Origin of the sequence: Seonamhaeicola sp. ML3 (assembly GCF_023273855.1) — a bacterium.
Lineage (GTDB): Bacteria > Bacteroidota > Bacteroidia > Flavobacteriales > Flavobacteriaceae > Seonamhaeicola.
The window spans coordinates 1065936-1078666 of record NZ_CP096884.1 but is presented as its reverse complement, the minus strand read 5'-3'; the positions used below and the strand labels follow the sequence as shown (position 1 = coordinate 1078666).

The 12731-nt window shown below is 34.7% G+C and carries 14 protein-coding genes; all 14 read right to left on the bottom strand.

Annotated elements, in window-relative coordinates; genetic code table 11:
• Positions 1-35: 35 nt before the first annotated feature.
• Complete coding sequence (locus M0214_RS04920) at positions 36-500, bottom strand: TM2 domain-containing protein (protein ID WP_248724355.1); 465 nt, start codon at positions 498-500, stop codon at positions 36-38.
• Positions 501-598: 98 nt separating this feature from the next.
• Entirely contained in the window at positions 599-1363 is a 765-nt protein-coding gene (locus M0214_RS04915; RefSeq protein ID WP_248724354.1) for a sulfite exporter TauE/SafE family protein, read from the bottom strand.
• 5 nt (positions 1364-1368) lie between these two features.
• Positions 1369-1755 (bottom strand): VOC family protein, encoded by a 387-nt coding sequence (locus M0214_RS04910; RefSeq protein ID WP_248724353.1) that lies wholly within the window; start codon positions 1753-1755, stop codon positions 1369-1371.
• A 123-nt stretch (positions 1756-1878) separates the two neighbouring features.
• Complete coding sequence (locus M0214_RS04905; RefSeq protein ID WP_248724352.1) at positions 1879-2343, bottom strand: DUF1801 domain-containing protein; 465 nt, start codon at positions 2341-2343, stop codon at positions 1879-1881.
• Between the two features lie 42 nt (positions 2344-2385).
• Complete coding sequence (locus tag M0214_RS04900; protein WP_248724351.1) at positions 2386-3321, bottom strand: 2-hydroxyacid dehydrogenase; 936 nt, start codon at positions 3319-3321, stop codon at positions 2386-2388.
• 107 nt (positions 3322-3428) lie between these two features.
• The gene (gene mgtE, locus M0214_RS04895; RefSeq protein WP_248724350.1) at positions 3429-4802 is read right to left on the bottom strand and encodes a magnesium transporter; all 1374 of its coding nucleotides are present in this window, start codon (positions 4800-4802) and stop codon (positions 3429-3431) included.
• A gap of 18 nt (positions 4803-4820) precedes the next feature.
• Complete coding sequence (rsmA, locus tag M0214_RS04890; protein WP_248724349.1) at positions 4821-5615, bottom strand: 16S rRNA (adenine(1518)-N(6)/adenine(1519)-N(6))-dimethyltransferase RsmA; 795 nt, start codon at positions 5613-5615, stop codon at positions 4821-4823.
• Between the two features lie 119 nt (positions 5616-5734).
• Positions 5735-6166 carry a GNAT family N-acetyltransferase gene (locus tag M0214_RS04885; protein WP_248724348.1) on the bottom strand — a complete coding sequence of 144 codons (432 nt, stop codon included), beginning with the start codon at positions 6164-6166 and terminating at the stop codon, positions 5735-5737.
• 121 nt (positions 6167-6287) lie between these two features.
• Entirely contained in the window at positions 6288-6617 is a 330-nt protein-coding gene (locus M0214_RS04880) for a DUF4286 family protein (RefSeq protein WP_248724347.1), read from the bottom strand.
• Between the two features lie 71 nt (positions 6618-6688).
• Positions 6689-8398: a tetratricopeptide repeat protein gene (locus M0214_RS04875; protein WP_248724346.1), complete on the bottom strand. Its 1710-nt coding sequence runs from the start codon at positions 8396-8398 to the stop codon at positions 6689-6691.
• Positions 8399-8678: 280 nt separating this feature from the next.
• Positions 8679-8801 (bottom strand): hypothetical protein, encoded by a 123-nt coding sequence (locus M0214_RS15305; RefSeq protein WP_256467953.1) that lies wholly within the window; start codon positions 8799-8801, stop codon positions 8679-8681.
• 178 nt (positions 8802-8979) lie between these two features.
• Positions 8980-10251 (bottom strand): serine--tRNA ligase, encoded by a 1272-nt coding sequence (gene serS, locus M0214_RS04870; protein ID WP_248724933.1) that lies wholly within the window; start codon positions 10249-10251, stop codon positions 8980-8982.
• Positions 10252-10430: 179 nt separating this feature from the next.
• Positions 10431-11747 carry an HTTM domain-containing protein gene (locus tag M0214_RS04865; protein WP_248724345.1) on the bottom strand — a complete coding sequence of 439 codons (1317 nt, stop codon included), beginning with the start codon at positions 11745-11747 and terminating at the stop codon, positions 10431-10433.
• A complete protein-coding gene (locus tag M0214_RS04860) occupies positions 11740-12675 on the bottom strand; it encodes a bifunctional riboflavin kinase/FAD synthetase (RefSeq protein ID WP_248724344.1) in 936 nt (311 codons plus the stop codon). The genes M0214_RS04865 and M0214_RS04860 overlap by 8 nt, the downstream gene beginning before the upstream one ends.
• Positions 12676-12731 lie beyond the last annotated feature (56 nt).

Sequence of the window (12731 nt, the reverse complement as noted above, 5' to 3'; positions counted from 1 at the left end):
AAACTGTATAATTTTGACTTTTCCTAAAATATATTTTAGAACCAAGGTTTTTTTCCAACTTGGTAGGTGTTATAAAATTCTTCATCAGATTTAGTGAGGTAAATAATGCCTTCAATTATTCCTATTATTACAGGTATGTAAATTGTAAAGGCACCAATTATAAGGCATGTAAGAGGGATAGATATTAGAAAAATACTAAGTAAAATAAGCCCTTCTTTCTTATAGCCAAGAATAAACTTATGAGCACCAGTCCATCCTAAAAAAATTCCTAGAATTCCGGCAACAACTTTTTTATTTTCTCCTGTAACTTCCTCAAAAGTTTCTTTTGCGCTGTCAGCAAACTCAGAGGCAGTTTCCTTAGCTTCACTTGCAAACTCTTTTGCTTTTTCTTTGGCTTCCCCAGCTATTTCTCCGGCTTTATCGGCCGCTTTTTTAGCACCTTCTTTGGCGTCACCTAACATGTCATTTAGGTCGTCGCTTAAACTTTTCTCGTCAGACATTTTATTTTGAATTATGGTTAGACATTAAATTTAAAAATTATAAATCACTTTACATGATATGTATATTAAATTTTAATTATGTTACAAAAACTTCATTGTTAGCGGAATAACATAATTAAACCACCAATAGCCGTAACAATAATTATAAAGCGCCTATAATTAGCATTAGATATGCGTTTTACCAATTTAGCTCCTATAAAGAAACCCAAGGCTACCAGAGGAAATAAGGTTAAATTAAGTACTAGGGTTTCTTTTGAAACCGTTTTCCAAACAAAAAAATGAAACGGTAATTTGAACACGTTAATTATAAAAAACAACCATGCTGCAGTACCTATAAATTCATTTTTTGGTAATCGCATAGCTAGAAAATAAATATTGGAAATAGGCCCCGCTAGGTTTCCTATCATGGTAGTAAAACCCGCTAAGAACCCAGTAGAACTCGAGAATAATTTATTTTGAGGTACGCTAACCGATTTTCTTTTTTCAAAATACCACATAATGAAAATAGACCCAATAATGATAAGGGCCATAACCCGTTTAAAAACGTCTTCTGAAATAGAATCGCCTACCCAGACCCCAACCAAAACACCAACAACCATCCATGGTAAAAGTTTTTTAATAAAACGCCATTGGGTGTGCCTGTTATAATAACTTACAGCTAAGATATCGGCACTTATAAGCATGGGTAATAACACACCGGTAGAGGCTTTTTCTCCAAAAACAAAGGCAAGAATCAGTATGATAATGATGCCAATACCCTTAATTCCGGATTTGGAAATACCCAAAACAAAGGCTGCAAAACCTATTGCAAACCATTTTAAATCTGATAAATTAAAAGACTGAAGTATATCGCTTAATGACACATTGTTTATTTAAAGGCGTCGTCCACCGGTTCCCAAAGCTCTATTTTATTTCCATCGTTGTCAAGAACCCAACCAAATTTACCATAGTCGTATTCTTCGATATTTCCAACAACAGTAACACCTTCCTCTTTTAAAGTGTTTATAAGGTCGTGTAAATTATCTACCCGGTAATTGAACATAAAGTCTTTCTTTGATGGTTCGAAATAATTCGTATCCTTTGAAAAAGGGCTCCATTGTGTAGAGGAATCTTTACCCGAATTGTCTTTCCACCAAAACGTACATCCATAGTCATCAGTATTAAAACCAAGGTGTTTCTTATACCAATCTTTTGTGGCTTTGGGGTTTTTAGTTTTAAAAAACAATCCGCCAATACCCGTAACTCGTTTTTTCACACGTTTAAATTTTATTAATTATAATATAAAATTGAGAACGCTTGCAACCAGTTCGTTCTCCCATTACAAATTTTAATACATTCTCTTTGGCGAATGTGTTTTCAAAATCTGTTAATGCTCGTTTCATTTTTTTCTACTTTTAATAGAGTCTTCGTAAATTTCAATCCACTCTTCAGCACTTATTTTAGCTGTAAGCTCTCCAATTAATTCATAAGGGATATCGTCCATACGTTTTAATCGTATACAACTTTTGCCCATGTCTAACTTGTACTTACAGCGTTTGGCGTATTCTGAAATAAACCAGTCGTAAAGTCCTTTTTTGGCGTAAATGGCCATGCTGTAAACGGCAATAAAATTTTTCTGCGAAGCCAAATTCATAAAAGGCAATGGTAATTTAGGATCACAATGATATCCTTCTGGGTATACCGAGTGTGGGATAACATAGCCTAGCATGCCATAGCCCATGGTTTCTACAATGCCTTCTGGTAAGTTATCTAAAATCTGTTGCCTTAAATTTTGGATAGGTGCTTTTCTGTCTTCTGGAAGTTCATCTAAATACTGTTGTGGCGTAGTGGCGTTAGATTGCATTATTTCGATATTACTTTTAGAGGATACAGATGAACTCTAAAGTTAACAAAATTTTGCCTTAATTTTATCTACAATGGTCTGGGCGAGTTTTATTTTGCTTTCAACGGTCCATCCAGCGACATGAGGCGATAATAAAACATTTTCAGCGTCAATTAAATATTGAAATGCTAATGGCATTTTAGAAGAAAACAAACTTTCGAAAGATGATTTTTCATATTCTAAAACATCTAATCCCGCTCCTAGAATTTTACCCGATTTTAAGGCAGAAACCAAATCTTCAGTCACCACACTTTTACCTCTTGCAGTGTTAATTAACCAAAAAGGTTTTTTAAAGGCCTGAATAAACCTTTTGTTAACCATATTTAAAGTTTGAGGCGTTTGAGGGGTATGCAAACTTACTACATCTACCTTTTCTTGAAATTCTTCCAGGCTTACTTGTTTTGCATTAGCATCTTCAACATTTTGTTTAATATCATAGCATAGCACATAGACATCAAAACCTCTAAGCTTTTTTGCAAAGGCTTTACCCATGTTACCATAACCTATAAGCCCTACCGTTTTTCCGTCTAGTTCTATACCGCGGTTTTCTTCCCTTAACCATTTACCAGAACATACTTCTTTATTGGCCTTATTTAGTTTGTTGAAAAGGGATAATAACATTCCTAAGGTGTGTTCGCCCACAGCATTTCTGTTGCCCTCGGGCGCCGAAATCAAATAAACACCTTTAGTTTTGGCATAATCACAATCTATATTTTCTAGTCCGGCACCAACTCTTCCTATAAACTTGAGGTTAGTAGCAGCATTAAGGAATTGTTTGTCTATGGTAAACCTACTACGGATAACAATACCATCGTATTCAGAAATTTTAGCCTCAACGTCCTCTTTTGAAGAACTATAATCTTCATGGTTTGTGAAGCCTAAATCGTTTAGTTGATTTATTAATAATTCGTGATTGGTATCTAAGTGCAGGACTTTCATTGGCCTATCCTAAATCCTTTCCAAATGAAAAGACTTTCTGTTTTTAGAATTAATAAAGTCCAAAAGTAGACATAAAGAGATGCTGAAACAAGTTCAGTATGACAAAATCAAATACCAAGAATAAGTTTGGCAATCCAGAAATAAAGTAATATGCCAAGAATATCATTGCTTGTAGTTATAAATGGCCCTGTTGCGATAGCAGGATCTATTCCCCTTTTATTAAGGAACAATGGTACAAAAGTGCCTATTAGGCCAGCTACTATTATAACGGCAACTAGCGAAACCGATATAGCCAGAGCTAAATCTACTCTGCTTTCAAATAAAAAAACGAACAAAAACAAGAAAATAGCCAGTACAAATCCGTTAAGTGCTGCTAAAAGCATTTCTTTTAAAAGACGACTATTGATACTTCCTCTTACATCATCGTTAGCTAAGCCCTGGACAATAATAGCACTAGATTGCACGCCTACATTACCTGCCATTGCTGCTATTAAAGGTGTAAAAAAGAATAGTATAACCGCCTTTTCTACAAATAGTCCCTTAAAACCTTCCATAATTAAAAAAGCACCAACACCTCCAATTAATCCTAAAAATAACCAAGGCAAACGTGCTTTGGTGAGTTCAAAAATGCTATCATCAGAATCTACATCACCTGTAATACCCGCTGCCATTTGATAATCTCTTTCGGCTTCTTCTTTCATAACATCAACGATATCATCAATGGTAATTCTGCCTAATAGGGTTTTATTTTCATCGACAACAGGAATAGCTTCTAAATCATATTTGGCCATAACTTTGGCCACTTCTTCATCCTCTTCATCTACCGTTACGTAATCCACATTAGAAATATAGATATCGGCTATTTTTTGGTCGTTCTTGGCAACAATTAAATCTTTTAGAGATAGGCGTCCAATAAGTTTTTCCTCCTTAGTCACTACATAAATGGAGTGAACCCTAGTTACTTCTTCAGCTTGCCCTCTTATACGTCGTAAACATCCAGCAACGGTCCAAGTTTCATAAACTTTAACCAACTCCTTTGCCATAAGTGCTCCAGCAGTACCATCTTCGTAGGCAAGTAGCTCACGTATTTCCTCTTTATGCTCTTCGTCTTCTATCTTTGAAATTACTTCCTGTTGACGTTCCTCAGGAAGCTCACTAATCATATCGGCAGCATCATCGGTATCGAGTTCTTCAACCTCTTCTGCAATTTCTTTTGCCGATAAATTCCTTAAAACCTTTTCACGATTGTCTTCATCAAGCTCCATCAGAATATCTGATGTCGTTTCAGAATCAAGTAGTTTAATTACATAAATAGCCTCCTCTAGATTAAGTTCATCTAGAATTTCGGCTATATCGGCATAATGAAACTCTTTTAAGAGCTTTTGAAGTTCTTTGTCTTTTTGTTCGTCAACAAGTAATTTAACCTGCTCTAAAAGTTCTTCGGTAAGCTCAAAATGAATATTTTCCTTTTCTTCAGACAAATTGAAAGCGTTAAACGGTTATGCATCGTTTTCAATTAAAGCAGTAAGTTCTATAAACTCTTGAACTGTTAATTGTTCTGGACGCATGCCAAATATACTATTTGCTTTTAAATTATCGGATAAATTGAATGTTTTTAAACTGTTACGAAGTGTTTTTCGGCGTTGTTGGAAGCCTTGCTTTACAACCCTAAAGAACAGCTTTTCATTACAGGGCAGTGTATAATTTTGTTTCCTAATAAGTCTTAAAACACCAGAATCTACTTTGGGTGGTGGATTAAAAACCGAGGGTGGTACCGTAAATAAATATTCGGCATCGTAAAATGCTTGGGTAAGTACAGACAAAATACCATAAACTTTACTGCCTTCTTTGGAACAAATACGCTGAGCGACTTCTTTTTGAAACATCCCAGTGAATTCAGGTATTTGATATCTCATATCTAAAGCCTTAAACACTATTTGAGATGAAATATTATAAGGGAAGTTTCCGGTGATTGCAAAAGGTTCGTTACCAAAGACCGTAGTTAAATCGTATTTTAAGAAATCCTGTTCGATAATTCTTTGGGCTAGGTTGAGGTAGTTTGCCTGAAGGTATTCAACCGACTCTGTATCAATCTCTATGACATATGTTTCCACATCTTTTTCTAAAAGATATTTAGTGAGAACGCCCATACCTGGCCCAATTTCTAAAACTTTCTTATAGCCTTTTAAGGTAAGCGTGTCAGCTATTTTACGGGCAATATTTTCGTCTTTTAAAAAATGTTGTCCTAAATGTTTTTTGGCTTTTACTTGATGTTGGTTAGAATTATTGGCCACGATTACGAGAATGTTTTAAGAATGAATTCCTGATTGCACTTAGACTAGTTTCGCTAGCTACTTTCAAATAAAATATATTTTATTTTCAGTAATACTAAGTGTGACACAGGAATGTAAATTTATGTATTAATGAAATACCTGTATACGTTGGTAACCCTTTTTTTAAAGCCTAGTTTTTGATATAGTTTGTTAGCGGCAATCCGTTCTGGGCTTGAGGTTAAATCTATTTTTGTTATGCCTTTGTCTAGAGCATAATCTATTGCAAATTGTGTTAAACGTTTACCGACGCCTTTACCTCTAACACTTCCGCTAACCACAACATCTTCTATCCAAGCCTTTTCTCCGGTTGGGATTTTATTGAAAACTAAGGTCAAGGTACCAACAATGTCATTACCTTCTTTAGCTACAAATAGTTTAGTAGTATCAGAATTAACAATGGTTTCTAGATCCTCCTTTGAGGGTAATGGACTAGATGAAGACAGCTGAGGAATTAAATTTTCAAAAGCATTTATAACGTCATCGGTTACACTTTCTAATTCTGTTATAGTCATCGGGTTGTAGTGTTTTATCTAACATGTCATTCCGAACGAGGAACGATGAGGAATCTCTTATCAATGAGATATCTCGTCGCTCATACTTCGTTCTGTCGATATGACAAAGTTCTGTTTCTTGTTAATTAGGATTAATATTTACAAAATACTCATCCACCATTTCCAACTCTGTTCTGAATGCTAACATTTTGTCTGCGAATCTTTTTAAACCATCGGCTCTTAATCTTTCAGCATCTTCTCTGTAATAAGCGTCTAAGGCTTCACGAGAAAAAGCCCTGTATTGAATAGAGTAGGTAACACCTCCCATATCTTCTTCAACTAAAACACGGGTAAGCGTGGCTTTATCAAATTTGCCAGTTCCCAATACTTGTGGGATATGCTCTTTGATCCAAACCAACCATTCTTCGTGTATAGATTCGTCAATGTTTGCGGTTACGTTATATATTATCATAGTAATAAAAATTCCAATTATAAAAATTCCAAAATACGGACTTTTGAAATTTGTTGTTTAGGGTTTGTGATTTAGTTTATAGCATCTCCCCTAAGAGCTCGATACCGTTTTCTGGCTTCAACAAAATAAATGCTGTCGGCATGATTAAAAATTATCTGCTCATAAAGGGCTTTGGCTTTTTCGGGTTGTACTAAATCTTTTTCATAAATCTGGGCTAAGTGGTAATAACCATCATCAACCAGAATACCATCCCTGTAATTTTCAATAAGTTTTTCAAGATGTAATACCGCCAAACTCACCTCTCCTTTTTCTTTATACAATATCCCAAGCCTAAATAGGGCCTGTGCAATAATTGGTTCGGTTTTATGCTCTGTTAGTATTCTTTTTAAAAGCATAATGGCGTCATTGGTTTTATTTTGAAAGGATAAAAAGTCTGCCTTAGCGTATAGCTTTAGGGCAGTATGTAGGGAGTCCTCATATTTATTATCAGAAATTAGGAGTTTTAAATCTAGGGCATCGTTCGCGATTAATTGTGATGTAGATGCTTTTAGAACTTTTAATTGGGATTCGGCCCATTTAAAATCACCTTTAAAGTAACTGGTTTTGGCAACTCTAAATCGAGCTTCTTGCGATACGGTGCTGTTTTTGAGGTTACGTTGAATTTGGGTGTAATAGATTAGCGCTTGATTAAATTTTTCTTGTAAAACCAGAATATCGCCAAGTGCTAATTTAACTTGAGCCTTTTGTAATTGTGAAATAGGTAGGTCTAAAGATTTTTCAAGAAGTTTGGTAGCATCTTGTGGTCTATCCATATAAAAAGCCAAGAAATGACCATAGGCAATTTGAAGTTCCAATGTTTGCGCAAAACTTCCAAACTCCTCAAAAAGCGCTAAGTATTTTTCATTGATACTGTCATACTCATCTTTGGTACTCTCTGAAGTTTCAATTTGAATTAATTGAAAATGAGCTTCTAGTTTTGTGTCAATATCTTGAGCTGTATTGATAATATAGTTGTAGATGTCTTTGGCGATATCATTTTTGCCTTCATCTACAGAAATTAATGCGAGTTCTTTTATTCTATCTAAACTTTCGGGCTTTCTGTTAAAGATGGCTTTTTCCTGGATAAATGCCTTTTTTAAGTCCTTTTGTTGAATAAATAACCAGCTTAACATTTGGTTCCATAAAACATGCGGTTCCTGCTGCATCTTTTTTAACAAGATTTTACGGAAAAGCATATTATTTTCGGCTTCACCGCTATCACCTAAAAAACCGTTAATACGTCTTTTAACATCTGGTATTGCCACTGGGTTGGTTTCGGCAAAATCAAGATACCCATTAAACATTTTTTCAATTTGCCCTTGTTCGCCATACAATTGCGCTAATTGGATATTAAAGTTATAGTCTGGTTTAAGTGCCATAGCTTTCTCGTAAGCTAAAATAGCTTGGTTTAAAAGCGTATGTTTTTGGAAACTTCTGCCAATAGTAAATACATGACTGGGATTAACTGTTAGGTGGTCTAGTGCTTTGTTGTAATAAAGGTTAGCATTCTCCATATCATTTTTAAGTTGATAGTTGAATCCTAATTCTACAAGAAAAGCTGGATAATGTTTTAATTTAGAAATTAGTTTTAAGAGAAATACCTCGGCGTTATCGTATTGTTCTAATTGTTGATAGGAGGCAATAATTTGATTGATATAACTAATATTCGAAGCATTTTTAGCGTATAATTTTTTATACTCGTGCAGCGCTTTTTCATAATCTCCTTTTTTAAAATAATCCATGGCTAGGTTTGCATCCTGAGCAAACACGTTGAAGGATATAAAAAAACAAAGTACAAAAACCACTCTCATAGTGTAAATATAACAAATGTGGTAGGGAGACAATCTAAATATTTTTATAAAAAAATGCCCGAATAAAAATTCGGGCACACTAACCAACCAAAAATAAATGTTCCATTAATTACCGTAAAATTAAAAATCACGATACTATTAAGATTGGGAACAACTTTTAAACGTACAAAAACGTTAAATCTTATAAAAGGTCCAGTAAAAGTCTTATTTCCTATTCGCTCACAATTGCAGTTGCATTATTGTCAGGTTTTATGATTTCAAAGTCTGAGAATAACACTTTACCAGCTACAAAAATGAGCGCAATCAAAATAACAAAGCGCTTTAAATTTTTCATGGTCAGTAGGTTTGATAAATTTGGTAAAGCTAACTTCCAGATTAAATCTAGAAAAACAAAGAAAATCGACCAATAATCGTTAAACAGCATGAGATTATGGTATTTAATCGATAAAAAAACAAAGTCTTACATAAATTTGTAAGATTTTGTTTCTGTTTTAATATGTTTTATGTTGGGACTAATCTATTATTTTAAAACCAGTGTAAGGTTGTAATACTTCTGGAACCAAAACACCATCTTTTGTCTGATAGTTTTCTAAAATTCCGGCAAGTACTCTTGGCAATGCTAGAGAGCTACCATTAAGAGTATGAGCCAATTCGTTCTTACCGTTACTGTTTTTAAAACGAAGTTTTAAGCGATTAGCTTGAAAGGTTTCAAAGTTAGATACCGATGAAATTTCCAGCCATCTGTCCTGCGCAGTAGAAAACACTTCGAAATCGTAAGTCAAAGCTGAAGTAAAGCCCAAATCACCACCACAGAGTCTTAAAATTCTATAAGGTAATTTTAATTCTTGAAGAATGGTTTTAACATGGGCAACCATGCTATCCAGAGCCTCATAAGATTTCGTTGGGTGTTCTACTCTAATAATTTCTACCTTATCGAATTGGTGTAACCTGTTAAGGCCTCTTACATGTGCCCCGTAACTACCAGCTTCTCTTCTAAAACAGGGTGTATACCCAGTTATAGCAACTGGTAAATCGGCTTCGTTGAGAACAGTATTTCTAAAAATATTTGTTCCGGGAACCTCTGCCGTTGGTATTAAATACAAATTGTCTCCAGTAACATGGTACATTTGGCCTTCTTTGTCTGGCAGCTGACCGGTCCCCAATCCAGAGGCTTCGTTCACCAAATGCGGTAATTGGAATTCGGTATAACCCGCTTCTGTATTTTTATCTAGAAAATAACTAATTAAAGCACGTTGTAGTCTTGCCCCTTTACCTTTATAAACCGGAAATCCAGCACCAGTAATTTTGTTGCCAAGTTCAAAATCTATAATGTCGTATTTTTTGGCAAGCTCCCAATGTGGCAGGGCACCATCTTCCAACACAGGAATATCACCTTCTCTAAAGACTTCCTCGTTGTCATCTTCGGTATTCCCTGCTGGGACAATATCGTTAGGAATATTGGGGATTTTATACAAAAGCTGACTTAAAGCATCGGCCTTGTTGTTTAATTCTTCGGTTAATTCTTTGGAATCAATTTTTAACTGACTCGTTTTAGCTTTTAAAAGATTAGCTTTTTCAATGTCGCCAGATTTGAACAAGCCACCAATTTCTTTAGACAGTTTATTACCTTCTGCTAAAGCATTGTCTAATTTAGTTTGAAGCGCTCGTCGTTCTTCATCTAAAGTAAGAACTTGGTTGATATCTTCATTAGCATCTATATTTCGTTTTGCTAAGCGTTCTATTACCAAATCTTTATGTTCTCTAATAAAAGGTACTTGTAACATGTCTTGAAAATTAAAGCGACAAAAGTACATGATTTTTTTCATTTTTAGGTTTCTTAAAAACTAAATGAAACAAAATTATGGACTAACAAAGAGGAGTTTGAAGTAAAGCTAAATTTTGAATTTATGGTAATGCAAAGTTTAGTTTTTTACTGAAGAAAATCAACAAATTAGAAAGAGGATTAATCCAGTTTTGAAGGTAAAATCCAACGGCCATGTTTAAAGGGCTCCCAATCTAAACTGGCTATGTCCACATTAGGATTTATAAATTGCTGGGCAGGCTTTCCGTTAATACTAACTTTACAAGTAATAAATACGGAAATATCTTGACCTTCTTCCTGAAATTTATTTTTAAGATACTTTGAAAATTGCCACATAAAATCGGGTTTAGAACTAACTTGATGTTTTTGCTTTTTGGTTAAATAGTTGTTTAAATCTATTACCTTACTAACTCCCGTTTCTTTGTCCTTGATTTTGAAGGTTGCCTTTCCATAGCGTGTTCTAAGCATCATACGCCATGAAAGCCGATGCCCCTCTTCGGTCCAAAGTACATTGTCTTCTATGATATGATGTCGTAAAGGCAAGAGTATTTGTACTATAAAATACAGGCCAAATACACCAAGAAGTAATGGTTTGTATTTGGGCACTTTAATGTCTTCAGCGTCGTAAAACGGTTTCTTTTTTAAGAATAGCCTTTGTATGGTTTTAGGTTCAAAAAAGAACAACGAAAAAGCCAAGGATAAATACGGGAAAATACCAATATGGAATATAAACGAATTAAAAAGGTGAAAGAAAATAGAAACTATAAGAGCATATTTCCTTGTCGGTTTAAAAAGTAACAACGGAATAATCAATCCGTCGAAAAGAATTCCGCCGTAGGCCAAAGCATAGTGCAACCACTTTTCTTGCAGAATATCGCCTACCAAAACAAAATGTGACTTAGATTTCATCATTAAGGCAATCACCGAGGTGTCTAACCAATCGGGATACAATTTAGCCACAGAGGCGTAGGTGTAGACGATTAAGAGCTGTAAAACAAAAATCTGCTTGCACCATAATGGCATGGAGTAACGCTTTAAATCAGGGTTTTGTTTGGCATCTAGAGAAGCATAGCGATTTGCAGGCAGAAAAATCATAATGGTACTTAACAGCATTAGTAAGTAATAATGATTGTTGTACGAGGACTTTTGCATGAGATAAGTGCCAGACCACAGCACGGCGAATGCAAACATGCTAAATCTGTATTTGTATCCAATCATGACCAGTAAGCCAAATAAGCCCATAATCGCATAATAAAAATACATACCGTTTCCGGGTAGGGGTTGTAGCCACTCAAAGCCAATAAATGAAAACGTGAATTTAGGGTCAATTAAGGTGGCTTTTATCCAACCAGTAAAAATGGCTCCTACAGATTCTAAAAAGCAAAGTAAACCAAAGAAGATTCTGAAAACTATAAGCCCAGAATTATCAATATGTTTAAATAACCATGTATTAATCACGACGATTTTCTATGAAAGCAAAAGCGGTTTCTTTGTCTTTTTTTAATTGTGCTTTTAAGACATCCAGAGAGTCGAATTTCTGTTCGTCTCTAAGGCGTTTTAAAAGTTCAATTTCGAGGGGTTTGTTATAAATATCTTTGTTGAAATCGAAAAAATGAACTTCAATGGTTTGTCTATCGCCATTTACAGTTGGATTGGTTCCTATATTCATCATCCCATAAACAATAACACCATCGATATTACTCTGAACGATGTAGGCCCCTTGTTTTGGAATTAGTTTGTAATCCTCCTCAATTTGAATATTTGCGGTAGGGTAATCTATTTGTCTACCTAGTCCTTTACCTTTGGTAACTGTACCATTTAGCATAAAAGAATACCCTAAATACGCATTAGCCTTTTCGATATCACCCTCGTCAAGAGCTTTTCTAATTTTAGTGGAGCTTACGGCAACATCATCAATATCTTGAGCAGATATTTCTTCAACTTCAAAATCAAAGATTTCCCCATAACGTTTTAAATCTTCAATATCGGCATTCCTATTGCGTCCAAATCTATGGTCATAACCAATAATCACTTTTTTGGCATTCAATTTATCTACCAATAAATCTTGAACAAACGCTTTAGCAGTTAGTCTAGAAAACTCTTGGGTAAATTCTTTTATGAGTAAATAATCCAGTCCTAAAGATTCTAAAATCGCACGCCTTTCAGCAATCGTGTTTATTAATTTAATATTAGAATCTTTTTGAAGCACCATTCTGGGGTGTGGGAAAAACGTTAGTATCACAGATTTTAAATCTTCTTGCTTCCCTGTATTTACTAAACGTGTTATTATTTTTTTATGACCAATATGAACGCCATCAAAAGTACCAATGGTTACCACAGTTGGTTTTAAAGATTTGTAAGCTGAAATATCCTTTACCCTACTCATTAAATAGGCGAAATTGTTCGTTTAACTTAAAAAGGCTAGATTTGTTATGAAAAAAT

Coding starts and splice junctions, on each gene's coding strand:
- M0214_RS04880 (WP_248724347.1), bottom strand. CDS start 6,617: ATGATAATATATAACGTAACCGCAAACATTGACGAATCTATACACGAA.
- M0214_RS15305 (WP_256467953.1), bottom strand. CDS start 8,801: ATGAAAAATTTAAAGCGCTTTGTTATTTTGATTGCGCTCATTTTTGTA.
- M0214_RS04900 (WP_248724351.1), bottom strand. CDS start 3,321: ATGAAAGTCCTGCACTTAGATACCAATCACGAATTATTAATAAATCAA.
- M0214_RS04905 (WP_248724352.1), bottom strand. CDS start 2,343: ATGCAATCTAACGCCACTACGCCACAACAGTATTTAGATGAACTTCCA.
- serS (WP_248724933.1), bottom strand. CDS start 10,251: ATGTTACAAGTACCTTTTATTAGAGAACATAAAGATTTGGTAATAGAA.
- M0214_RS04920 (WP_248724355.1), bottom strand. CDS start 500: ATGTCTGACGAGAAAAGTTTAAGCGACGACCTAAATGACATGTTAGGT.
- M0214_RS04860 (WP_248724344.1), bottom strand. CDS start 12,675: ATGAGTAGGGTAAAGGATATTTCAGCTTACAAATCTTTAAAACCAACT.
- M0214_RS04875 (WP_248724346.1), bottom strand. CDS start 8,398: ATGGATTATTTTAAAAAAGGAGATTATGAAAAAGCGCTGCACGAGTAT.
- M0214_RS04885 (WP_248724348.1), bottom strand. CDS start 6,166: ATGACTATAACAGAATTAGAAAGTGTAACCGATGACGTTATAAATGCT.